This window comes from Actinomadura luzonensis, from assembly GCF_022664455.2.
In the GTDB taxonomy this organism is placed as follows: Bacteria; Actinomycetota; Actinomycetes; order Streptosporangiales; family Streptosporangiaceae; genus Nonomuraea; species Nonomuraea luzonensis.
Map to the genome: position 1 here is coordinate 1,693,022 of NZ_JAKRKC020000001.1, position 23,154 is coordinate 1,716,175.

The 23,154-nt window shown below is 73.4% G+C and carries 21 protein-coding genes; 14 read left to right on the plus strand and 7 right to left on the minus strand.

The window, feature by feature from the left end; genetic code table 11:
* Positions 1–53: 53 nt before the first annotated feature.
* Both MF672_RS08040 and MF672_RS08045 read left to right on the plus strand, forming a co-directional pair.
* Entirely contained in the window at positions 54–401 is a 348-nt protein-coding gene (locus MF672_RS08040) for a hypothetical protein (RefSeq protein WP_242371806.1), read from the plus strand.
* Between the two features lie 113 nt (positions 402–514).
* On the plus strand, positions 515–805 hold the full coding sequence (locus MF672_RS08045; protein WP_242371804.1) for a hypothetical protein: 291 nt from the start codon (positions 515–517) through the stop codon (positions 803–805).
* Here the strand turns inward: MF672_RS08045 and MF672_RS08050 are convergent.
* Positions 759–1,631, minus strand: coding sequence for an HAD family hydrolase (locus MF672_RS08050; RefSeq protein WP_242371802.1), 873 nt, complete (start codon positions 1,629–1,631; stop codon positions 759–761). The genes MF672_RS08045 and MF672_RS08050 overlap by 47 nt on opposite strands.
* Positions 1,632–1,775: 144 nt before the next feature.
* Between MF672_RS08050 and MF672_RS08055 the strand changes: the two genes are divergently transcribed.
* Entirely contained in the window at positions 1,776–2,450 is a 675-nt protein-coding gene (locus MF672_RS08055) for a transaldolase family protein (protein ID WP_242371801.1), read from the plus strand.
* The gene (locus tag MF672_RS08060; RefSeq protein WP_242371799.1) at positions 2,447–3,448 is read left to right on the plus strand and encodes a nucleoside-diphosphate kinase; all 1,002 of its coding nucleotides are present in this window, start codon (positions 2,447–2,449) and stop codon (positions 3,446–3,448) included. Before MF672_RS08055 ends, MF672_RS08060 begins: the two co-directional genes overlap by 4 nt.
* On the opposite strand, the gene MF672_RS08065 is transcribed toward MF672_RS08060, so the two are convergent.
* Positions 3,384–4,436: an aminoglycoside phosphotransferase family protein gene (locus MF672_RS08065; protein ID WP_242371797.1), complete on the minus strand. Its 1,053-nt coding sequence runs from the start codon at positions 4,434–4,436 to the stop codon at positions 3,384–3,386. The genes MF672_RS08060 and MF672_RS08065 overlap by 65 nt on opposite strands.
* Positions 4,437–4,697: 261 nt before the next feature.
* On the opposite strand from MF672_RS08065, the gene MF672_RS08070 reads away from it, so the two are divergent.
* A complete protein-coding gene (locus MF672_RS08070) occupies positions 4,698–5,735 on the plus strand; it encodes a nucleotidyltransferase domain-containing protein (RefSeq protein WP_242371795.1) in 1,038 nt (345 codons plus the stop codon).
* The gene (locus tag MF672_RS08075; protein ID WP_242371793.1) at positions 5,722–6,933 is read left to right on the plus strand and encodes an MFS transporter; all 1,212 of its coding nucleotides are present in this window, start codon (positions 5,722–5,724) and stop codon (positions 6,931–6,933) included. Before MF672_RS08070 ends, MF672_RS08075 begins: the two co-directional genes overlap by 14 nt.
* Here MF672_RS08075 and MF672_RS08080 read toward each other — a convergent pair.
* Complete coding sequence (locus tag MF672_RS08080) at positions 6,829–7,827, minus strand: helix-turn-helix transcriptional regulator (RefSeq protein ID WP_242371792.1); 999 nt, start codon at positions 7,825–7,827, stop codon at positions 6,829–6,831. The genes MF672_RS08075 and MF672_RS08080 overlap by 105 nt on opposite strands.
* Positions 7,828–8,112: 285 nt before the next feature.
* Between MF672_RS08080 and MF672_RS08085 the strand changes: the two genes are divergently transcribed.
* The 4 genes from MF672_RS08085 to MF672_RS08100 are packed head-to-tail and all read left to right on the plus strand — an operon-like array spanning position 8,113 to position 13,553.
* Entirely contained in the window at positions 8,113–11,313 is a 3,201-nt protein-coding gene (locus MF672_RS08085) for an AfsR/SARP family transcriptional regulator (protein ID WP_242371790.1), read from the plus strand.
* A gap of 6 nt (positions 11,314–11,319) precedes the next feature.
* Positions 11,320–11,973 (plus strand): AfsR/SARP family transcriptional regulator, encoded by a 654-nt coding sequence (locus MF672_RS08090; protein ID WP_247815198.1) that lies wholly within the window; start codon positions 11,320–11,322, stop codon positions 11,971–11,973.
* Positions 11,934–12,716, plus strand: a complete 783-nt coding sequence (locus MF672_RS08095; RefSeq protein WP_247815199.1) for a tetratricopeptide repeat protein — start codon at positions 11,934–11,936, stop codon at positions 12,714–12,716. Before MF672_RS08090 ends, MF672_RS08095 begins: the two co-directional genes overlap by 40 nt.
* A gap of 6 nt (positions 12,717–12,722) precedes the next feature.
* Positions 12,723–13,553, plus strand: coding sequence for an AfsR/SARP family transcriptional regulator (locus MF672_RS08100; RefSeq protein WP_242371789.1), 831 nt, complete (start codon positions 12,723–12,725; stop codon positions 13,551–13,553).
* Here the strand turns inward: MF672_RS08100 and MF672_RS08105 are convergent.
* The 3 genes from MF672_RS08105 to MF672_RS08115 are packed head-to-tail and all read right to left on the minus strand — an operon-like array spanning position 13,507 to position 15,812.
* Positions 13,507–14,526, minus strand: a complete 1,020-nt coding sequence (locus tag MF672_RS08105) for a LacI family DNA-binding transcriptional regulator (RefSeq protein ID WP_242371787.1) — start codon at positions 14,524–14,526, stop codon at positions 13,507–13,509. The two genes, MF672_RS08100 and MF672_RS08105, sit on opposite strands and share 47 nt — an antisense overlap.
* A 33-nt stretch (positions 14,527–14,559) precedes the next feature.
* Positions 14,560–14,889 carry a hypothetical protein gene (locus tag MF672_RS08110; protein WP_242371785.1) on the minus strand — a complete coding sequence of 110 codons (330 nt, stop codon included), beginning with the start codon at positions 14,887–14,889 and terminating at the stop codon, positions 14,560–14,562.
* A 5-nt stretch (positions 14,890–14,894) separates the two neighbouring features.
* A complete protein-coding gene (locus MF672_RS08115; protein ID WP_242371783.1) occupies positions 14,895–15,812 on the minus strand; it encodes a DUF6772 family protein in 918 nt (305 codons plus the stop codon).
* Between the two features lie 151 nt (positions 15,813–15,963).
* Here MF672_RS08115 and MF672_RS08120 point away from each other — a divergent pair, with 151 nt between their 5' ends.
* Positions 15,964–17,271: an MFS transporter gene (locus tag MF672_RS08120; RefSeq protein WP_242371781.1), complete on the plus strand. Its 1,308-nt coding sequence runs from the start codon at positions 15,964–15,966 to the stop codon at positions 17,269–17,271.
* On the opposite strand, the gene MF672_RS08125 is transcribed toward MF672_RS08120, so the two are convergent.
* On the minus strand, positions 17,268–20,429 hold the full coding sequence (locus MF672_RS08125) for an amidohydrolase family protein (RefSeq protein ID WP_242371780.1): 3,162 nt from the start codon (positions 20,427–20,429) through the stop codon (positions 17,268–17,270). The genes MF672_RS08120 and MF672_RS08125 overlap by 4 nt on opposite strands.
* Positions 20,430–20,541: 112 nt before the next feature.
* Between MF672_RS08125 and MF672_RS08130 the strand changes: the two genes are divergently transcribed.
* From MF672_RS08130 to MF672_RS08140, 3 genes are all read left to right on the plus strand, one after another.
* A complete protein-coding gene (locus MF672_RS08130; RefSeq protein WP_242371779.1) occupies positions 20,542–21,603 on the plus strand; it encodes a bile acid:sodium symporter family protein in 1,062 nt (353 codons plus the stop codon).
* A 34-nt stretch (positions 21,604–21,637) separates the two neighbouring features.
* Positions 21,638–21,985: a VOC family protein gene (locus tag MF672_RS08135; RefSeq protein WP_242371778.1), complete on the plus strand. Its 348-nt coding sequence runs from the start codon at positions 21,638–21,640 to the stop codon at positions 21,983–21,985.
* 81 nt (positions 21,986–22,066) lie between these two features.
* Complete coding sequence (locus MF672_RS08140; RefSeq protein ID WP_247815200.1) at positions 22,067–23,149, plus strand: HNH endonuclease; 1,083 nt, start codon at positions 22,067–22,069, stop codon at positions 23,147–23,149.
* The last annotated feature ends 5 nt before the right edge of the window (positions 23,150–23,154 follow it).

Consider the following 23,154-nt stretch of genomic DNA (forward strand, 5'->3'; position numbering starts at 1 on the left):
AGGCAACCTGACGCACGGAGAGTGACCGCTCCGGCTCGGCTAAGGTGACGGGCGTGAGCGCCAACACCGACCGCGGCAACGAACTGTGGCAGAAGTGGAGCACCTTCCTGGAGCGCATCCAGCTCGAACAGGCGCTGACCACCGCGCGGGCGGCCGATCAGCAGGACGAGGCCGCCCGGCTGGAGGCCAGGCTCGCGGACCTGCCGCGGATCACCTCGCTGGAGGCGCTCCAGGCCAACGCCGACCTCATGGCCATGCTCGGCACGCAGCGGTGGATCGCCATGCGCATCGCCCAGGAGGAGGGCGCCAGCCTGGAGCAGATCGGCCGGCAGCTCGGCATCTCCAAGCAGTCGGCGTGGGAGTTCATGAAGCGCCGCATCGACGAGCACAGGAACGCCTGAGTCGTCCCGGCGGAAAACGAGTGGAGCCCGGGCGGGCCGGGTGTGAGGAACGCACACCGTCCGGTGACAGATCGCATCTGGGCCGGGCGGCGCCCCGCCCTTACCGTCGGGGCATGTCTCTCACACGTGTGGCGGCCATGTGCGGCGTGGCGCTGCTGGCCGCCGGGTCGCTGGTGGCGCCGGCACAGGCCCAGGACTACGACTACGTGTGCCTGCTGGGCGGGCAGACCTTCCCGCCCGTCGGGCCGGTGTACGACTTCTCGGGCCGGGGGTGTCGCGGGTCGGGGAGCACGGACGTGACGATCGCCGCGCCGCCGGCCTACCACCGCTGCCGGACGGCCGAGATCACCTCCTCCGTCACCCGGTCGTTGTGGGCGACCGGGTGCGTGCAGATCCAGGGCTGAGGATCGGGCCTTCGGCGGTGGCGGCGAGCCGCGGGTAGAGCGTTTCCAGGACGGCCGCCACTCCGTCGTCGTCGTTGCCGGGCGCGTGGTGGCGAACCGCCTCCAGCACGGCGGGGTGCGCGTTCGCGACCGCGTACGAGCGGCCCGCCCAGGCCAGCATGGGGAGGTCGTTCGGCATGTCGCCGAACGCCATCACCTGCGACGGCAGGATGCCGCGCCGCTCGCAGAGCCGGGCGAGTGAGGTGGCCTTGTCCACCCCCCGCGCGCAGATCTCGACGAGCCGCCGCCGGTTGGTGTTCACCGGGGTCGCGAGGTCGCCGACGGCGATGACGGCGTGCGCGACGAGCTCTCCGGCGGACAGCCGCGGATGGCGAGCGAGAAGCTTGACGCAGGGCAGGGCGACCAGTTCGCTCAGCGGCGCCGTCGATCCGCACGGCGAGCGGGAGTCGTGCCCGCCCAGCTCATGGCCGGGCTCATAGGCGAAGCGGTCGCGATACTCGGCGGCGAACGTCAGCTCGGGCAGCGCCCCGCGCAGCCGCCGGACGATCTCACGGGCGACGTCTGGCGGGATCGCGTGCTCGGCCAGGACCCGCCGCGTGCGCAGGTCGTACTCGATCGCCCCGTTGGCGCAGATCGCCAGGCCGTCGCCGCGGAGCCGGTCGGCCGGCTCGGCCATCCGGCGCGGGGGCCGCCCGGTCACGACGGCGACAAGGGTGCCAGCGGCTCTGACCCGATCGAGCGCGGCCAGCGTGCGTCCCGAAAGCGTGCCGTCGGACCTGAGAAGGGTGCCGTCGAGATCGGTGGCGACGAGGCGCGGGATCACCATGGCGCCGAGTATGGCACCGGCCGGCCGACCGCGGACATGACAGCTTGTGGCCAGCGGCAGAAAGTGACAGGCGGCATCGCTGGCGGTTGATGCGGCCCTGTGGAAACTGGGGACGTGGTGCCCGTCCGCGAGAAAGAGGCCGGCATGAAACTGTTTCTGGACTCGGCTGATCCCGCCGAGATCGAACAAGCTCTGGAACGGGGTCTGATCGAGGGCGTGACGACAAATCCCTCGGTACTCCGGGCCGCCACGGGAACATCCAGCATGACGCAGCTCAAGAAAATCGCCCGGCTGCTCGGTGATCACCCACCGCACCTCCCCTTTTCCGTTCAGGTGATGGCGGACAGCCCCGAGGAGACGGTCCGGCAGGCGCTTTCCGTCGCCGACGAGCTGGCCTACAAATCGCTCGTCATCAAGGTGTCCTGCGGCTGGGAGGCGTTGCGCGCGGTCCACCGGCTGGCCCGCGACGGCTTCCAGGTCAACGTGACCGCCTGCATGACCACGGCGCAGGGGCTGCTGGCCGCCGCGGCCGGCGCGCGGTACGTGTCGTTCTTCGCGGGGAAGATGAGCGACGCCGGAATGGATCCGCGAACGGTCGTGGCGCAGTCGGTCCCGCTGCTGGAGAAACACGGCGTCGAGGTCATCTTGGGCAGTTTGCGGCGCTCGTACGACGTCACCGAACTCGCCCTGGCCGGCGCGCATGTCGTGACCGTTCCCTGGCGTTTCCTGCGGCCGCTGGCCGAGCACCCCAAAACGGCCGAGGCAATCGATCTGTTCGCCGCGGACTTCCAGCCGCTCGTGGCGGGGCAGCCGGGATGAACGACGTTCTCGACCGATGGGTTCATCCGCTCGCGGAGAACGGCACCTGGCGCGCTCTGAGCACTTTGCCGGAGAAATTTCAGCATTTCGCGACGGATTCCGCGTTCCGGGAGAGCTGGCGCACGGCCGTCGAGGTCCTCGGCGCCGACGCCCTGCCGTTCTTCCAGCGGTTGGCGATCATCACGATCAAGCCCGACGGCGTGTTGTCCAGGAAGGCGGACGCCTGCCTCGACTACCTCGCCGCGCACGACTTCGTGCCCGTGCACGCGGAGATGTTCTGGTACGACCGGCCGACGGCCCGCGACCTGTGGCGCTTCCAGTGGAACGTGGCGACGCAGGACCGCATCGAGCTCACCGACCTCATCCTCTACCGCACCCAGGCCATGACGGTCTTCCTGATGGACGTGAGCGACCCGCTCGCCATCCCGGCCGCCCCGCGCCTGATCCGGCTGAAGGGATCTGCCTTCCCCGAGGACCGTGATCCGGTCCAGCTGCGCGAGGTGCTCGGCGCGCCCAACCGCGTCGCCGTGCTCGTGCACTGCCCGGACGAGCCGATGGACATCGTCAGGGAGCTGGGCGTGGTCTTCGACCGGGCGACGCTGGCCGAGATCTACGCGACCCTGGCGACGGCCTTCCGCTCCCCCGCGCCGCAGGACATGACCGTCCCCGTGGAGAAGCTCTACACGGGCACGCCGCAGGTCAGCCTGGACGTCGACAGGGCGGTGGCCGGATTGTTCGATCGCCTGCGCGGCGAGGCCGGCCCCGGCGGCCGGGCGGCGGCCGCGCTGCTGCGGGCCAGGCAGGGCGTACCGCTGGAGTGGCGGAGCTGGGCGGCCGACGTCGCGGCGGCCGGGCTCTCCCCCACCGACTGGGAGACGGTGCTCATCGCGAGCCAGTACATCCAGCACGACCTGCCCGGCTCGAAGACCCTGATCAGGGAGACGGGACGCCGCCGATGGCTGGCCGGCGAGGGTCTGATGCGGGCTCCCGGGGCGTGAGCCGCGGCGGCGCGGCGGCGAGGACCGCGGACACCGCCTCTCCGACGGCCGCGCCGCTCAGCCGCAGCCCTGTCCCCCACACCTCGTGCGCGGCGTTGACCTTGGCGGTGAGCGACGCCAGCGGGACGGCGGCGTCCGCGCCCGCTGCGATGAGCTTGGCGTAGCGGAAACTGTCCACCAGAGCGGTTTTGACTGTCTCGTGTGCCCGGTAAACGCGTAGGTCGTGTTCCCAGCCGCGAATGTGCGCGGCTGGGAGCGCGCCGCTCCAGGCGCGCAGGACGGCGTCCTCCTCCGCGCCCCGATAACACATCTTCGACAGGTGCACGGCCAGGTCGTAAACCGGGTCACCGTGCGGCAGGCACAATTCCCAGTCGATGAAGAACGTGCCGCCATCGGCCACGATCAGATTCTTCCTGTGCAGATCGCAATGCACAGGCGCGAACCGCCGCCCGGCCATTTCCGGCCACCGCTCGCCCAATATTGCGAGCGGGTCGTCCGGGATCGCCAGCCGCTCGTAGAGCGGTGCGTAGGAGCTCGCGCGCACCTGGTCGGCCACGTGCTGCGTGGCCCCCGCCACCAGGCGGGCGAACCCGGCCGTGGTCCGCGGCCAGCCGGCGGGCGGCGGCGGGACCCGGCCCGCCGGGATGCGGCACAGCAGCTCCATCAGCTCCACGACGTCGCTGATGACGTGCGCGGGGACGGCGCGGCCGCGCGGCGCGAGATCGTGCAGCGTGGTCCCCGCGATGAACGTGTGCACCTGGAACGGCGGCCGGCTGGAGCGGTGCAGCAGCCGCGGCATGCGCGGCACGAGCGGGGCGAGGGCGGACAACGCCTCGGGCTCCGGCCACAGGCGCAGATCGCGCGCGTCGCCGCCCTCGATCGGGATGCGCACGACGACCCCGGCGTCCGGCAACACGATGTTCACATTGTAGTTCCCGTACCGACGAATGCCGTCGCCGGCCAGCGCCCGTGCATACCAGGAAAGCATGAAGCCCAGCCTAGAAATACGTCCGGGCGCGGCGCCATGGCAGCTCATGGCCATTGCCGACAAGTGCCATCGAAAAGCGTCGACAGCCGGAAACGGACAGCGCCAGAATAACGGCGGAACCCGGCCTCGAGAGGAGGGAGAAAGCCATGGGAAAGCCCCCTACGTCGACTGGTCTGCGCATTCGCGAGTAGCAGAGTGAGCGTGGAGGGGAGCGTCTTCCCCTCCACGCTGCCTTGTTCGTCGGGAGAAAAGGGAGGCCGTATGGAATGGAACCCGGAACGCCAGCTCGGCGAGGCGATGGCCGCCGCCGCGGTCGTAGCCCGGGACTATCCGGATGCGGGCGTCTACCTCGGCGGCGCGACCACCGCGGGCCTCGGCACCCCGATGTCGGACGTGGACGTCTTCGTGGTCGGCCGCGCGGGGGAGACACGGCAGGTGGCGGTGGGCGAACGCAGGGCGGACGTGGAGTTCGTCGCCCTGGAGCGGTTCGCCGGCGACGTGCGCGACTTCAGCCGCTACCGCTGCCACGAGGACGACTTCGACCAGCTCGCGCGGGCGTCGGCCAAACGGCTGGACGTCGTCGTCCGGTTCTGCCTGGGGCGGGTCGTCACCGATCCCCACGGCCGCCTCGGCGAGCTACGGGACGAGCTGCGCTCCAGCCCTGGGTTCGCCCGGCTCGTCATCGCCCGCCACAGCGTCGACTGCGGCAACCTGTCGGAGGACCTCAAGGGCGCGACCGCCCTGCGCGACCGGGGCTCGGCCGACTTCCTCGCCCAGCAGCTCCTGCTGCAGGCCGCCCAGGCGCTGCTCACCTCGCTCGGCGACCTGTACATGGGACAGAAGTGGGTCTGGCGGCGCTGGGAACGCACCGCGCAGAAGCTGGCGCACCCCCTCCTCACCGGGATCCTGACGGAGCGCGGGGGCGCGATGGCCACTGGGCACGACGTCGAGGCGTGGGTCCGCCGCGCCCTGCACACCGCGCAGGACATGCTGGTCATGGCGGCGACCGGCACCCTCTACGACCCCCGCCCGGTGGACGCCGCCGGCGCCCGCCGGGACCCCTGGCGGATGCCGCTGCCGCTGCGCGAGGGCGTGACCCTGTCGGAGCCGGACGGGCGCAACGGGGTGAGCTGCAGCGACCTGGGCGCCCTGCTCTGGGGGCTGTCGCACGGCCGTACCGAGGAGGAGGCGGTGTCGGAGCTGATGGCGGTGTCCGGGCGGCCCCTGCCGCGCGAGGAGATCGCCGAGTACTATGACGGCCTGGTCGCCTGCGGTGTGATCACCCGTGCCGCGAGCTGACTTCGCCCGCTTCTGGGCGGCGCAGGCGATCTCGGGCGTGGGGTCGCAGATCACGGTCCTGGCTCTGCCGATCCTGGCGCTCAACACCCTCGGGGTGACGCCCTGGGAGCTGGGGCTGCTGAACGCGCTGCAGTTCGCGCCGCTGGTGCTGTTCACCCTGGTCGCCGGCATGCTGGTGGACCGGCACGCGCCCAGGCCGGTCCTGATCTGGGGCAACGCGCTCGCGGGCGTCGTCCTGCTCGCCCTGCCCGCGCTGTGGACGGCGGACCTGCTTTCCTTCTGGATGGTCTGCGTGGCCGGCTTCCTGCTGGGCGCCTTCCGCGTCGGCATCGACGTCAGCGTCCACTCCTACCCGCCCTACATCCTGAGCCAGGACGCGCTGGTGACCGCCAACGCGCGGCTGGGCGTGACCTACGCGGCCACCGAGGTCGCCGGTCCCGGCCTGGCGGGGCTCGTCCTGCAGCTCGTCAGGCCGGCCGTCGCGCTCGCGGCGGATGCCGTGTCCTACCTGGTGGCCGCCGTCCTGGTCAGCCGGACGGTCGTGGTGCGGCAGCACCGGCGGCCCGCGCGCTTCAGGTTCGCCGACGTTCTCGGCGGCTTCGCGCCGGCCTTCCGCGACCCGTACCTCCGCGCGATGGTCCTGCTGTCGTCCTGGTTCAACCTCTGGGGCAGCGCGATCTCGACCGCGCTGATGGTGTACGCCGTCAGGGAGGCCCGCCTCGACGTGCGGGTGATCGGCCTGTGCCTGACCGTGGGCGGGCTGGGCGGATTGCTGGGCTCGGCGGCGGCGCCGCGGGTGGGGCGGATCATCGGGGTCGGCATGACGCTCCGGGTGAGCATCCTCGTCACGCTGGGCGGGTGGTTCCTGATCCCGTGGGGCGGCGGAGCCGTCCTCCTCTGCGCCGGGCTCGCCGTGCAGACGTTCGGCGACGGGCTGTACAACGTCTTCGCGATGAGCCTGCGGCAGACCGTCGCCGAGCCGGAGCGGCTCGGCCGGATCAACGCGTGCTACCGGCTGCTCTCCCACGGCGGCATCCCGCTGGGCGCCCTGGTGGCGGGCCTGCTGATGGACGTGCTCAGCGCCCGGCAGGTGCTACTGGTGGCGGCCTGCGCGGCCACCGCCGGATCCGTGCCTCTCCTGCTCAGCCGGGTGTTCGCCGTCCGCGACATCGAGTCCCTGGCCGCGGCCCGCGGGTGAGGCGGGCCCGCCGGTGGTGAGCCAGCCCGCCTGCATGGCCCGCGCTCCGGCCTGGAACCTGCTCTGCGCCTGCAGCTTCGTCATCAGGGAGGACATCAGCCGGCGGGTCGTGCGGAGCGACAGGCCGAGGCTGCGCGCCGCCCGCTCGTCGGTGTAGCCCTCGTTGAGCAGGCGGAGCAGCGCGCGCTCACGCGTGGACAGCCCTTCCCCGCCGACGGCGCACGGGGCGCTCAGCGGGGTGGCGCCCTGCCACACGTGCTCGAAGAGCGCGTGGAGCGTGGCGACGATGTCGGGCTGCTCGACGTACACGGCGGGGACCGACAGGGTCAGCACCGCACGGCGGTCCACGATGACCATGGCCATCGGCAGGGTGGGCGCCGTGCGCACGCCCGCGCCGGCGTCACGCAGCCACGTCAGGTGCTGTCTGGCGGCGGCGTCGGTGGAGAAGCTGTCCTGGTAGACGCCGCGCAGGCCGACGCCGCGCGCGAGGGCGGCCTGGTCCCATGAGCGGTCGGCCGCGGGCGTCCCGCTCCGGCTCGTGGTCAGCGACAGGCACTCGGACTGGGCCTGGCCTCTGACCTCCTCGAGCCTGGCCCGCGCGGCGACCGCGTCCCCCAGCCGCTCGACGACCTCCCCGCCCGCCTGGACCACGGAGAGGTACTCGTCCGCGAGGGCGGCGATGGCCTCGCGGGTGCTCTCGATCTGCCGCTGGCGTTCGTGCAGCTCGGCCTGGCTCCTGGCGAGCAGCGCCGACAGGCCGAACTGGGGGCGGACCGCCCGGAACGGACCGCAGGGCAGGTGCTCGGCCCGGACGAGCGACAGCCCGACGAGGCGTTCGAGGATCCGGCGGACGTCCTCGGCGGTGGTCTTGAGCTGGGCGGCGAGGGTGTCCACGTCGCCGTCCGGGTGACGCAGGAGGAGACGGTAAACGTTTTCGGCTTGGTGATCGAGACCCAACAGCTCAAGCATGCTCTCTCCGGGGACTCGGCGACGTCGCGAAAATAAGCTTCACGCCGCGAGGCGGTCAAGGGAAACGATCTCGGCCCGGTGGCCGGTGACCCGGCCGGACCGGTGAAGGGCCTGCGTGCGGGCCCGCGCGCGGACCGATCACGGACCGGCAGCCGACCGCTGGACGACCAATCGCCGTACATTTCCGCAGTGATCGTCTAATGTCGGCTCATGGTGGCACGCGCCTGGGCGTTCCAGATCTTGGGAGCGGTCGCGGTGACGGTCGACGGCGAGGAGGTCCCGCTCCCGTCGCAACAGGCCACGGTGCTGGCCACGCTCGTCCTGAACGCCGGCGCCGTGGTACCGGTCGACCACCTCGCGCACGTTCTCTGGGGCGACGCGTTCCCGCGTCACCACCGCGCCCGGATCCGCACGCTGGTCTCGAAGCTGCGCACGGCCTGCCGCGCCGGACCCGACGAGCTGATCGTCACCCGCCCTCCGGGCTACCTCCTGCGCGTCGAGCCCGGCCGGCTCGACGCCGACCGGTTCGCCGACCTCGCCGGACGGGCCCGCGCCGCCGCGGCGGACGACCGGCGCGAGGAGGCCGTCGCCCTGTACGGCGAGGCGTTGTCCCTATGGTCCGCCCCGTTCGCCGGCATCGATCACCCCTTCGCGAGTGCGAGGATCGCCCGTCTCGAAGAGCTGCACCTGGCGGCGGTCGAAGGCCGCGCGGAAGAACTGCTGGCGCTCGGGCGCGCGGCCGAGGCCGTCGCCGACCTGAGCGCGGTCGTGGTGGAGCATCCGCTGCGCGAGCGTCCGCACGGTCAGCTCATGCGCGCCCTGGCCGCCACCGGCCGCACCCCCGAAGCCGTGGAGCTCTACCACCGATTACGCCTGCGCCTCCGCGAGGAGCTCGGCGTGGAGCCGGCGGCGCCCCTGCGCGACCTGTACGCCCGGCTGATCGCCGGGGAGCGGCGGGTGGTCCCCCGGCACCTGCCGCCGGTCACCGGCAGCCTGTTCGGCAGGCGGCCCGATCTGGCCAGGGTGAGCGCCGCCGCCGCGGGGCCGGCCAGGACCGTGGCCGTCGTGGGACCGGCCGGCGTCGGCAAGACCAGCCTGGCCCTGTGGTGGGCGCACGAGCACGCTGGGGACTTCCCCGACGGCCAGCTCTTCCTCGACCTGCGCGGCTTCCAGCGCGCCCCTGCGACCACCGACCCGCTCACCCGGCTCCTCTGCGCGCTCGGGCACGCGCCGAGGGAGGTGCCGGAGGACCCCGACGCCCGCCTGTCGCTTTATCGGTCCTCCCTCGCCGGCCGCCGCATGCTCATCGTCCTGGACGATGCCGTGGACGCCGCGCAGGTCCGCCCGCTGCTGCCGGGCGAGCCCCGCTGCCTCGCCCTGGTGACCAGCCGCGACCGGCTCAGCGGGCTGGCGGCCCGTGACGGGGCCGAACGGGTCGCGCTCGACGTCCTCGTCCAGGACGACTGCCTCGCGCTGCTCGCCCACTCGGCCGGCGAGCGCAGGCTCGCGACCGAGCCCGAGGCGGCGGCCCGGCTCGTCGAACTGTGCGGCCGGCTGCCGCTCGCGCTGCGGATCGCGGGCGCCCTGCTGTCGGACCACCCGCGGCAGACGATCGACGGCTTCGTGACGCGGCTGCGCGAGCACGGGCGGCTGGCCGGGCTGCGCATCGAAGGGGACGACGGCGTGGCCGTACGTCCTGCGCTCGAACAGTCGTACCGTGCGCTGCCGCCTCTCGCGCGGCGGATGTTCCGCCTGGTCAACCTGATCCCCGGGACGGACATCACACTCGAGGCGGCGGCCGCGCTCGCGGACGTGCCGCGGACGGAGGCGGAGGGCCTGCTCGGCGAGCTCACCCGCGTGCACCTCGCGACCGAGAACGGCGCCGGGCGCTTCGCCTGCCATGACCTGCTCGCCGAGCTGGCCGGGGAGCTCAACGCCGCCGCCGACCCCGGCGAGCAGGAGGCGGCCGTCACCCGGCTGGCGCACTACTACCTGCACAGCATCGCCGCCGTCGCCAGGCTGGCGCACTCCCGCCCCGTCGACCTGCTCCCGGAGCCGCCTGCCGGGTCACCGGAGGTCTTCGGCTCGCGGGAGGAGGCGGAGGCATGGATGACGGCCGAGTGGGAGAGCGTCACGACCGTGGTGGAGCACGTCGCCCGGCACGGACCGCCGGGCCTGGCCTGGCGGCTGGTCGACGCGCTGCGCATCATCCTCTACCGGCGGCGCTGGATGGCGCAGTGGCTGCGTCTGGCCCGCCTCGGCCTGGAGACGGCCCGGCGAGAGCAGAGCCTGGAGGGCGAGGCCGCGATGCGCCTGTCGCTGGGGCTGGCCCACCACTGCGCGGGCGACTACCTGCTGTCGATCAAGGAGCTGGACCGGGCGACCGTCCTGTGCCGCCGCGCCCGCTGGCCGAGCGGGGAGGCCGACGCCCTCAGAGCCGCCGGCTCGGCGCTGGCCGTGCCCGGACGCCTCAGAGCGGCCCTGGGCAGGACCCGCCGGGCGCTGGACATCTACGCCTCGATCGGCGACCACGACCGGGCGGCCTCCAGCGTCAACAACCTGGCCTACATCCTGCGTCACCTCGGGCGCTTGTCGGAGGCCGAGGAGTACCTGGAGCGGGCGCGGACCATGGCGGCCGGGATCGCCTCCGCCGAGCCGCTCGTCCTGACGCTGGCCGGGCTCGGCCTGGTCAGGCAGGAGCAGGGCCGGCTGGAGGAGGCGCTGGACGTCCTCGGCCGGGCGCTGGAGCTGTCCCACTCGGCCGCGAGCCGGTACGGCCAGGTGGCGGTGCTGGACGCGATCGGCGCCGTGCACGCCGACGCGGGCCGGGACGAGGACGCGCTGGACGTCCGCAGGCGGATGCTCGATTTGGCCATGAGCATCGGCGATCACGGCTACGAGCTCCTCGCGCTCATCGGCCTGGCGCGTGCGGAGGTCCGGCTGGGCCGGCCGGTCACCTTCCGGCTGCAGGCCGCGAGCCGGGAGGCGGAGGGCATTGGGCACCGGCAGGGCTGTGTGGAGGCCGCGCTCGGGTTGTCGGAGCTGGCCGTGCGCGGGGGCCGGCTCGACGAGGCCACCGCGCACGCCAGGTCCGCGCTGGACTGGGCGGTACGGGGGTACGCGCCCGGCATCGGCAAGGCCGGGACCGCCTTGGCCGTGGCGGACCTCGCCCGGGGCGACTTCCAGCAGTGCGCGAGCCACTGCCAGCGGGCGGTGCGCGTCTTCGCCAGGACCGGGCAGCGCCTCGATCAGGCGAGGGCGCTGGAGCTCCTGGGGCAGGCGCGCGAGCGGAGCGGCGACCTGCGCGGCGCGCGGTCGGCCAGGTCGCGGGCGCGGGGCGTCCTGGACGGGCTCGGCGCCCGCCAGGATGCGGCCAGGATACGGACAGGATGCGCCCGGCCAGAACAATGATCGACCATGCAGGTGCAGTTGCTCGGCCCGGTCTGCCTGCGGGGCAGAACCGGTCCGGTCCGTTCCGTGCCGGGCCGCGCCAGGAGCCTTCTCGCCGCGCTGGCCTGGCAGCCGGCGGAGTTCGTGCCCGACGAGGTCCTGATCGAGCGCATCTGGGGGGAGGCGACGCCCCGCGACCCGCGTGACGCGCTCTACACCGCGGCCAAGCGGCTCCGCCGCACGGCCGCTGAGGTCTCCAGGGATCCGCTGGTCAGGCGGCGCGGCGGCTACGTCCTGGAGGCCGAGCCGCAGCGCGTCGACCTGTACCGCTTCCGCGCGCTGGTGGGCGCGGCGCGCGAGGCGGACGACGACGTCAGGCGTTCCCGGCTCTACGCGCAGGCCCTGCGCCTGTGGACGGGCCCGCCGCTGGCCGATCTGGCCGGCCGGTGGGCGGGCGGCGCGCGGGAGGCGCTGGCGTTCGAGCGGCTGGCGGCCCGGATCGCGACCATCGAGACCAGCCTCCGCCTCGGCCGCCCCGCCGAGGTGGCTCCGCTGCTGGTCGGCCTGATGAGCGAGAATCCGCTCAACGAACGCCTCGCGGCGCTGCTGATGCTCGCGCTCTACCTGAGCGGGCGCGGACCATGGCGGCCGGGATCGCCTCCGCCGAGCCGCTCGTCCTGACGCTGGCCGGGCTCGGCCTGGTCAGGCAGGAGCAGGGCCGGCTGGAGGAGGCGCTGGACGTCCTCGGCCGGGCGCTGGAGCTGTCCCACTCGGCCGCGAGCCGGTACGGCCAGGTGGCGGTGCTGGACGCGATCGGCGCCGTGCACGCCGACGCGGGCCGGGACGAGGACGCGCTGGACGTCCGCAGGCGGATGCTCGATTTGGCCATGAGCATCGGCGATCACGGCTACGAGCTCCTCGCGCTCATCGGCCTGGCGCGTGCGGAGGTCCGGCTGGGCCGGCCGGTCACCTTCCGGCTGCAGGCCGCGAGCCGGGAGGCGGAGGGCATTGGGCACCGGCAGGGCTGTGTGGAGGCCGCGCTCGGGTTGTCGGAGCTGGCCGTGCGCGGGGGCCGGCTCGACGAGGCCACCGCGCACGCCAGGTCCGCGCTGGACTGGGCGGTACGGGGGTACGCGCCCGGCATCGGCAAGGCCGGGACCGCCTTGGCCGTGGCGGACCTCGCCCGGGGCGACTTCCAGCAGTGCGCGAGCCACTGCCAGCGGGCGGTGCGCGTCTTCGCCAGGACCGGGCAGCGCCTCGATCAGGCGAGGGCGCTGGAGCTCCTGGGGCAGGCGCGCGAGCGGAGCGGCGACCTGCGCGGCGCGCGGTCGGCCAGGTCGCGGGCGCGGGGCGTCCTGGACGGGCTCGGCGCCCGCCAGGATGCGGCCAGGATACGGACAGGATGCGCCCGGCCAGAACAATGATCGACCATGCAGGTGCAGTTGCTCGGCCCGGTCTGCCTGCGGGGCAGAACCGGTCCGGTCCGTTCCGTGCCGGGCCGCGCCAGGAGCCTTCTCGCCGCGCTGGCCTGGCAGCCGGCGGAGTTCGTGCCCGACGAGGTCCTGATCGAGCGCATCTGGGGGGAGGCGACGCCCCGCGACCCGCGTGACGCGCTCTACACCGCGGCCAAGCGGCTCCGCCGCACGGCCGCTGAGGTCTCCAGGGATCCGCTGGTCAGGCGGCGCGGCGGCTACGTCCTGGAGGCCGAGCCGCAGCGCGTCGACCTGTACCGCTTCCGCGCGCTGGTGGGCGCGGCGCGCGAGGCGGACGACGACGTCAGGCGTTCCCGGCTCTACGCGCAGGCCCTGCGCCTGTGGACGGGCCCGCCGCTGGCCGATCTGGCCGGCCGGTGGGCGGGCGGCGCGCGGGAGGCGCTGGCGTTCGAGCGGCTGGCGGCCCGGATCGCGACCATCGAGACCAGCCTCCGCCTCGGCCGCCCCGCCGAGGTGGCTCCGCTGCTGGTCGGCCTGATGAGCGAGAATCCGCTCAACGAACGCCTCGCGGCGCTGCTGATGCTCGCGCTCTACCTGAGCGGGCAGCGCGCCGAGGCGCTGGCCTGGTACACGCGGGTGCGTACGGGCCTGGTGGAGGCCCTGGGCGACGAGCCGGGCGTCCCGCTCAAGGACCTGCACACGCGCATCCTGCGCGACGACCCCGCGCTGAGGGCCGCCGCGCCGCTCCTCGGGATCGGACCTGAGGAGTCGCGGCGGCCGGTCACTCCGTGGAGCGGCGCTCGACCAGCTCCGCGGGCAGCCGGATGACGGCCCGGGGCCGGTCGGGGTCGGCGATGCGGCGCAGCAGCAGGTCGACCGCGGCGGTGCCGGCCTCGTCGGCGGGCAGCCGGATCGTGCTCAGGGCCGGGTGGAGGTAGGCGGCGAACGGGTGGTCGCCGTACCCGAGGACGCGCACGTCGTCGGGCACGGCGAGGCCGCACTCGCGGATGGCCCGGTAGAGGCCGAGCGCGAAGTAGTCGTTCGCGGTGACGACCAGGTCGGGGTGGTTGTCGCGGGTGATGAGGTTGGCCGCCAGGGCGTAGGCGTCGTCGGGACGCCAGGGCAGGCTGGCGCCGCTGGTGCGGCGGGTGGGCACCTTGAGCACGAGCGCGTGCTCGGGGGCGACGCCCAGCTCGTCGAGCGCCCGCCGGAAGCCGGCGACCCGGGCGTCCACCGTGCTGATCCGCAGGTCCTCCTCCAGCAGCCAGACCCGGCGGACGCCGTCGCGGGCCACCCGGGTCACCGCGTCGGCGATGGCGGACTCCACGTCGGTGCCGACGAAGTCGAGCCCGCGGCCGGAGGCGTCGCGGCTGAGCTGCACCACGGGGATGCCGGCCTCGCTCAGCCCGTCCCACACGTCGCTCCTGGACTCGGTGGCGACGCCCAGCACGCCGTCCACGCCGAAGCGCAGGAGCTGCTGGACGGCGCGCTTCTCGTTCTCCCCGGAGTCCTCGGTCACGAGGAGCAGCACGGAGTAGCCGGCCGCCCGGCACTCCCGTTCGACCGCGGAGATGAGCGCGGCGTAGAACGGGTTGGACGGGTTGGTGATGACCAGGCCGACGACCATGGTGCGGCCGGACACCAGCGAGCGGGCGTGGCTGTTCGGCACGTAGCCGAGCCGCTTGGCCTCGGCGGCGACCAGGGCCCTGGTGGCCTCGCTGACCTGGTCCTTGCCGGCCAGCGCCCGCGACACGGTGTTCGCCGACAGGCCCAGCCGGTCGGCGACATCGCGTAGCGTCACCCGTTGCGAACGTGCCATCCCGTCATTCTCCGCTCAGCTCTTGCCCACGAGGTAGATCCGAAGTCTGGCAGCCGCTCCGGGGTCGCCGGAAACGCGGCAGCGCACCCGCAGCCACTGGCCGAACCCGGTGACCAGCCAGCTCGTCATCCCGGGCGTCTCGGCGCGGAGCACCGGCACGTCGGCCGGGCACCAGGTAAGGCCGTCCGGGGAGATCTCCGTGGTCAGCTCCAGCGTCCCGGTCAGCTCGTGCGCCTGGACGAAGAAGCGCGCCTCCTGGGCCCAGGGCAGCTCGTACGGCTCGGTGGCCAGCTCGTCGGTCACCAGCGCGGCGCGTTCCAGCACCGCCGTCATGGTCGATCGCATCGTCGTCACCAATCCACCGAGATGAGAACGGAGTCAAGGAAGAGGAAGTTGCGGATGTTCGCGTGGGTCCGGACGGAGAAGTAGAAGTTGAGCAGGTTGTCCAGGGTGCTGTAGCGGTCGGGGTAGATCGGCACCGGGACGTCGCTCATGTCCATGACGCGGTCGTTGAGGCGGAGCTCCACGTTGGAGCGGGTGCTGGTGTCGATGTCCCAGCGCAGGTAGTGCCAGTTGATCTTGGTGGGCACCTCGTTGACGCACATCTCCAGCGGCTCGTCGAAGTACCGCCAGTCGTCCGGGTCGGGCGCGGTGAAGTCGGCCGCGTACGGCAGGGCGAACTTGCCCTCCTGGTGGTCGCGCGGCGTCGGCTCGGGCACCACCGGGTACATCCAGCGCTGCGTCATCTCGCCGTCCAGGTTCGTGTTCTGGTAGCGGATCACGTTGTGGTAGCGCACGCCGTTGTCGGCGCAGATGTCGGTGGCCACGGTGAACGCCCCGAACTGCGACTCCGACGGGTGCCGGTTGCCGTCCCAGGCCACGCTGGCGGGCAGCTCGTGGCCGACGGTCGCCTCGGCCTTGAACGCGAAGTACGTTTCGATGCGCACCCGCCCCCGCCCGGCCATGGTGAGCCGGCGGATGCCGGTGGCGGTGTGGCCCCGGTAGGCGCGGGTGGCGAGCTTCAGCGCGTAGTTGCCGCTGAGCGTGCCGTGCGTGCCGACGTCGAAGAACGAGCAGGAGGAGAGCTGCGGCGGCCGGAAGTCGCGCATGTGGTCGTCGACGGTGCCGAGGTCGCCCTGGCCGTTGTAGTTGCCGATCAGCTCGGTCCAGCCGTGGGTGGTCGAGTCGAACCGGTCGAAGCACAGGATCCGGCCGAGCGGATCGTACTTCGACAGGCCGGCGTAGGCGGCCGGCGCGGCGATAGACATGCGCAGTCCTCTCATTAACGCTCATGTAAATGACTAGCTGGCCGAGACTCTTGACCTGTCGAACAGGCCACTCGTAGTGTTACGGCCACATTAACGTTAATGGTCCTGATACGGACAGCGCAATCGACAAGCTGTGATGAGGGAGTCCACGATGACGCTGCGGCTCAGCCGGGCCACGATCGCTTCCACCGTCGGCACCGCACTCGAGTGGTACGACTTCTCGCTGTACGGCACCGCCGCCGCGCTGGTGCTCCCGCTCGTCTTCTTCCCCTCCGGCGACCCGGTGGCGGCGACCCTGTCCTCGCTGGCCACCTTCGCCGTCGGGTTCTTCGCCCGGCCCGTCGGCGGCATCGTCATCGGCGTGCTCGGCGACCGCGTCGGGCGGCGGACCATGTTGTTCGTCACGCTGCTGCTCATGGCGGTGGCCTCGACGCTGATCGGCCTGCTGCCCTCCTACGCCGCCGTCGGCCCGGCCGCGCCGATCATGCTCGTGGCGCTGCGCGTGGTGCAGGGGCTCGGCGCGGGCGGCGAGTACGCGGGCGCCATGCTGATGTCCGCCGAGCACGCCGAGACCCGCTCACGCGGGCTGAACGCCAGCGCCCCGACCCTCGGCAACGCGGTCGGCTCGCTGGTCGCGACGGGCGTGTTCTTCCTGGTCTCCGCGCTCATGCCGCACGAGGCGTTCGTCGACTACGGCTGGCGAATCCCGTTCCTGCTCAGCGTCCTGGTGGGCGTGGCCGGCGTGATCGTCCGGCTGAAGGTGTCGGACACCCCCGAGTTCCGCGAGGCCAGGGACGCGGCCAGGGACGGCGGCGGGCCCGCGCAGGCGCCGCTGCGGGCGTTGTTCGCCACCTCCCGCCACAAGATCGTGCCCGGCATGCTCATCAGCGTCGCGCCGAACGTGATCAGCTACCTGCCGTCCGTCTACGCCCTGACCTACCTGACCACGCACGTGCACACGGAGTCGTGGGTCGGCCTGATGGGCGTGGTGATCGCCAACCTCGTCAAGATCGTCACGGTGCCGGCCGCGGGCCTGCTGTGCGACCGGTTCGGGCGGCGGCCGGTGATGGTCGCCGGGTCGGTCGCGGCGGCCGTGCTGTTCTACCCCTTCTTCTTCATGCTCGACACCGGCACGCCCGTGGTGATCTGGGCCGCGTTCGTGATGATCTTCACGCTCTGCAACGACCTCACGCTCGCCTCACAGGCCACGATGATGTCGGAGCTGTTCGACGTCCGCTACCGCTACACCGGCGTCACCTTCACCCGCGAGATCGCCGGCGCGATCGTCGGCGGCTGCATCCCCTTCGTGGCCGCCTGGCTCGACGACTGGTCCGGCGGGCAGACCTGGCCGATCGTGGTGGTGTCGGCCCTGCTCTGCCTGCTGTCGGCGCTCGGCACCCGGTTCATCAGCGAGCCGGCCCACCTGCGGCGGCCCGTGCCGGCGCGGGCCGCCGGCTAGTGACCGTCGCAGCAGGAGGACCGCGCCGCGCGCAGCTCGGCGGGGTCATGCCACCAGAAGGCCGCGGTGCTCGGATGGGCCGGGACCCGCTCCCGCACCGCGGTCGGGTGCGCCGCCGCGGTGGTCGCCGTGGTCGCGGACGGGTACGGCGCCAGCAGCTCCTCCACCGTGTGGTGCCTGCCGCCGACCAGGACGGCGGTGACGTTGGCGGCGTCCTCGACGCGGGCCAGCGGGTCGCCGTCCACGACGGCCAGATCGGCGTACATGCCCTCGGCGATCCTGCCCAGCGGCTGCCCGAGGAACGCCCCTGACGTGCTGGTCGCGGCGGTCAGCGCCTCGCGCGGCGTCAGGCCGTACTTGACCATGGCGCGCAGGTTCATGTGCAGGCTGACGCCGAGGTGGTCGATCGGCGCGTCGGTGCCGACGGTCACCACGCCGCCGCGGCGGATCATCGCGACGAGCTGCGCGACCTGGTTGGCGAGGTTGGTGAGGGTCACCTGGACGGCCGCCGGGTCGGCGTTGCGCGCGGCGGCGACGGTCGCCTCCAACGCGGCCGTCCGCCACTTCGGGTAGAGCCGGCGGACCCGCTCGTCCGTGGCGAGCGAGGCGTCCTCCCGGTACAGGGCGCTGGAGTTGAACAGGGTAGGCGTGCGGGCCATCCTCGCGGCCACGAACATGGCGATAACGTCGGAGTAGGCGGTGCCGACGTTCGTGACGGTGCGGGAGTAGCCGAACCGGCTGGTGGCGCCGACGTGCTCGGTCTGGTCGCCGCCCATGGCGATCGCCGGGTAGTGGTAGTGGGAGGTGACCGGCAGGCCGCGGCGGTGCGCCCAGTCGATGACCTCCTTGTGCCAGCTCACGGGCAGCCGCACGTAGCACTTCATCAGGTCGTAGCCGAGGGCGTCGGCCCGCTCCAGCTCCAGCCGGAGCTGGTCGTGGGAGAACGTCGGGCGCATGAAGTTGTAGAAGATGCGCGGCCCGTCCACGGCCTCGCCGGTGGCCAGGTAGCGCGGCGCGAGCCGGGCCCCGGACTGCACCGCCTCCCGCTCCTCGGCCATGTGGTACGCGGGCGAGCCGGGCGAGCGCGTGGTGGTGACGCCGAGCGCCAGCCACAGCGGGCCCTGCCGCGAGCCGTAGGCGTAGCCCTGCATCTCGCGGTGGTGGTGGATGTCGATCAGGCCGGGCATGACGAACCGGTCGCTCGCGTCGATCAGCGTGCCGGGCCGCCCGGCGCGGCGCGGCTCGACCGCGGTGATCCGCTGGCCGCGCACCACGATGTCGACGTCGCGCGCCACGGACCCGGACACGCCGTCCCACATCCGCCCGGCGCGCACCACGACCTGCTCGGGGCCGCTGTCGTTGCGCCAGGTCAGCCGCATCGGGACGGCGCGGCCCGGCCGGCCGTCCAGGCGCACGGTCTTCAGCCGCCCGCCGTTGAGGTAGAGCAGGGTGGCGGAGTCGCCGGCCCAGACGGGGGCGTCGGAGACCTCACTGGTGACCTGGCGGGCCGGGCCGGTGGGCCGCCCGCTCCGGTCCACCGGCAGGACCCACAGCAGCGACTCCATGGCGAAGGCCAGCATGGTGCCGTCGGGCGACCAGACGGGGCCGTCGTCGCCGCGGGTCTGGAGCGATCGGTGCGGCGCGGGATCGACGTACGTGCCCGCGCCGGTGGCCCGGTCGACGAGCAGGATCTTCGACAGGCCCTCGCGGTAGCGGCGGGAGTACGGCACGACCGCGGCCAGCGCGATCGTCCGGCCGTCGGGCGACCAGGTGGGCCGGCCCGGCTCGAAGGTGGCGTCGAAGACCTTCCGCACGTCGCCGCCGGCCACGTCGAGGACCCAGAGGGCGCCGTCCTGGTCGAGGTAGGCGATCTCCGACCCGTCGGGCGACCAGCGGACGGACAGGGCGGCCGAGTCGGTGAGGTGGGTGAGCTGCCGGTCGGCCCCCGTGCTCAGGTCGCGCACCCAGATGTTGAGCGTGCCGGTGCGGTCGGTGACGAAGGCCAGGCTGCGCCCGTCGGGGGAGAAGTCCGGGTCGGCCTTCCACCAGCGGTCGCGGAACAGCGGCTCGGGCCGGTCGCCGGCGCGCGTCAGGTAGATGTCGTTGAGCGCGCGGAAGGCGACGGTGGAGCCGTCCGGCGACACGGCCGGGCTGCCGATGCCGATCACCGGGAACGAGCCGGGCGCGTCGAACACCCGGACCTTCTTGGCGTAGCGCGGGGTCGTCGTGGTCAGCGCGGCCGTGAAGCCGACGGTGCCGGCGGCGGCGGAGCCCAGGCGGCGGGTCCGCACGACGCCGGCGGAGGTGTAGAAGTAGCGGCCGTCAGGGCCGAAGCGCGCCCGGAACGGGAACACCTCCTCGCCCGTGACGAGCGGGCCCGCGGTGCCGGCCAGGTCGTTGGCGCCCGCGTGGAAGTGGTGGTAGACGAGGTCGGCGCCGTTGGGCAGCCAGGACGGCTGGTGCAGCACCTGGCCGGCGGGGACCGTGACCGCGGTGCTGCGCGCGCCGGTCGCGACCTCGACGACGTCGATCCTGGTGTCGGCCACGACGAAGGCGATCTTCCGGCCGTCGGGCGACCAGGCGGGCTCGTACTCCTCGGCGGCGGTGTCCGTCAGGGCGCGGCCGGCGCCGGTGGCGACGTCGAGCAGGTGGACGCCGTAGCTGCCGCCGGCGTCGGAGGAGTAGGCGATCGTGCGGCCGTCGGGGCTGTAGCGGGGCTCGCGGTGGTCGTACGGGCCGGTGGTGAGCCGCTTGAGGCCGGAGCCGTCGGGGCGGATCGTCCACAGGTCGAACACGCCGTCCCGGTACGACTGGAACACGATCGCCGAGCCGTCGGGGGCCCAGTCGGGCTGGGCGATGTCGTACAGGTCGCTGGTGAACCGGCGGGCGGTGCCGCCCGAGGCGGAGCAGACCCAGAGCACGCCGAGCAGGTCGAGGGCGAGCAGGCGGCCGTCGGGCGAGGGCGCCACGGCGAAGTCGGTGCCGGAGGTGACGGACGTCCCGGCCGCGTGGGCGGCCGGTGCGGCGCCGGCCGGCCGGGCGGCGACCGGGGACACGGCGGCGGTGAGGGCGACGCCGGCGCCGCCGGCCAGGACGGCGCGGCGGGACATGGACGCGGGGGCCGGCGCGGGGGCGGCGGAAGGGGGGATCGGTTCCATGGCGGGCGTGATCGCTCCTCGGCTGGGGATCTTCTGCGAGTAGACATCCGGTCAAGCGATCGGTCAAGAGCGGCCGGAGGAGGCGGACCGGCTGACGGATAGTATCTCGACGGTGACTGCACGTGTGATGGCGTTCGCCCAGAGGTGGCTGCTGGGCCTCATGCTCGGCTGCTACGCGCTGGCCGGGGCGTTCCCCGGCCCCGGCGAGCGGCTGCGCGCGCTCCGCCTGCCCTGGCCGGCCGTTCCGCTCACCGCGCCCATGCTGCTGCTGGCCGTGATGCTGGCCAACGCGGGCCTCGGCGTCCGGGTGGGCGACCTGCGCGGCGTGCTCCGCCGGCCGTCCGGGCCGGTGCTGGGGGTCGCCGTGAACGCCCTGCTGCCCGTGGTGCTGCTGCCGGCGGTCGCGGTGCTCCTGCGCCCCTGGCCGGACGCGGGCGAGGTGGAGTTCCTGCTGGTCGGGCTGATGCTGGTGCTGGCGATGCCGATCGCCGGCGGGGCGGCGTCCTGGGGGCAGAACGCGGGGGGCAACGTCCCGATGATCGTGGCGATGGTGGTGGGCTCGACGCTGCTCAGCCCGGTCACGGTCCCGCTGGGGCTGCGGCTGGCCGGCCGGCTGGTGGGCCCCTCGGGCACCGGCGGCCTGGACGACACCGCCAGGCTCGACGGGCTGGCCGGCGCGGCGGGGGCCGGCGCGTTCGCCCTGGCCTCGGTGGTGCTGCCGTGCCTGGCCGGGATGGCGGCGCGGGCCCTCCTCGGCGAGCGGAGGGCCGCGCGGGCGCTGCCGGCGGTCAAGGCGGTCAACCTCGCCGTCATCCTGCTGCTGTGCTACGTGAACGCGGCCGGCGCGCTCGCGCGGGCGCTCTCCCGGCCCGACCCCGACCTGTTCGTGCTGGCGTTCGCCGTGCCGGGGGCGGTGTGCGGCCTGTCGTTCCTGCTCGGCGGGTGGCTGTCCCGGTGGCCGCGGCGCGACGCGCCGGACCGGATCTCGCTCACCTTCGCCACCGGGATGAACAACACCAGCGCGGCCGCCGTGCTCGCCTCGGCCTGGTTCGCCCACCGGCCCGAGACGCTGCTGCCGATCCTGTCCTACAGCCTCCTGCAGAAGGTCATGGCCTCGGTGGTCACGCGTCCCGGCGTCGCGGGGCGCTCTGACACGGGGCCGGCGCCGAGCTGACACGGCACCGGCGCGGCACCCCTACGCTGACCCCATGTACGCGCGTATGAACCAGATCGTCGTGGACTGCCGGGATCCGCAGCGTCTGGTGCGTTTCTGGGCCGCCCTCCTCGGCGGCGACCCGGTCGACCGGGCCCGGGGCTGGTCCCACGTCGAGCCGCCCGGGGGTGTCCGGCTGGCGTTCCAGCCGGTCGCCGAGGACAAAGCGGCCAAGAACCGCCTGCACCTGGACGTCGCCGTCGAGGCCATCGAGCCGGCCGCCGCCCGCGCGCTCGCCCTGGGCGCCACCCGCATCGGCCCGCCGGTCACCGACGACCAGGGCTCCTTCCAGGTCATGGCCGACCCGGAGGGCAACGAGTTCTGCCTCGTCACCCAGACGTGACCGGACGGAGCCGGAGCACGGCTGCCGCCGGAGTCCGGCAGACCGCCGCCGCGCCGCTGGAACGGTCGCTACTATCCTCGGGTGGCGCAAGCTCAGCGCAGACACATCCCCATTGAGGTCCGGCGCGCGCTCTTCGACGCGACCGACAGGCGATGCACCATCTGCCGGAGACCTCTGGACATCGAGGGCGGCACCCACCACATCGGCGAGATGGGTCACATCGCGCCCCACTCCCCTGACGGGCCCAGGCGAGAGGCGGCCAGGCCGGCCGAGGTCGACGGCGTCGACAACCTCATGTTGTTGTGCCCGAGCTGCCACCGGACCATCGACAAGGAGCCGGGGCTCTGGCCGGAGCAGCACCTGCGCGCGATCAAGGCCGAGCACGAGGGATGGGTCGTGGTCGAGCGGGCCCGGCCGGAGCCGGACGTGCCGCGCGACGAGGCGCCGGCCGGCCTCGGGGAGGCCGTCGAGGTCGGCGGTGCGCTCTACCGGGTCGCGGGCGAGCCCGAGGAGGAGCGGTCCGCGGACGGCACGGCGGTATTGTCCAGGGCGTTCGCGATCACGTCCGACGGCGGCCCGGTGTGGGTCCGCAGGATCGCCGCCGTGTGCCCGGACGCGTCGATCCTGGCCCGGCGGGCCGCGCTGGCCGCCGAGGCGGGCCTGCTCGCCGAGTCGCCGCCGGGCCTGCCGCGACCGGTCGCCGCTTCCATGACGGCGGAGACGGCGGTGCTCGTCACCGCGGTTCCCTCGCTCACCACCCTGGCCGGCTTCTACGGCGGGCGGGAGCGGGCGGCCGAGATCGTGCGCGTCCTGGCCGCGGGGACCAAGGCGCTCTGCGAGGGGCTGGCCTCGCTGCACGTACGGGGGCTCGCCCACGGCGCCCTCGGCCCCGGCACGATCATGGCCGATCGCGCGGGGGTGCTGTTCCTGCGTGACGCCGGGCAGGCGTTCCTGGGTGCCGCCGACCCGGCCGAGGACGTCCGCCGGCTGGCCGAGCTGATCCATCGGATCGTGACCGGGCGGCCACCGGTGCCGCTCGTCTCGGCAGCGGTCCTGAACCCCGCCGTGCCGGAGCGTCTCGCCCGCGCTCTCGGGCGCGCGCTCTCCCCCGACCCCGCCGAGCGCGGCGACGTGATGGAGCTGGGCGCGGGTCTGCGCGTCTGAGGCGA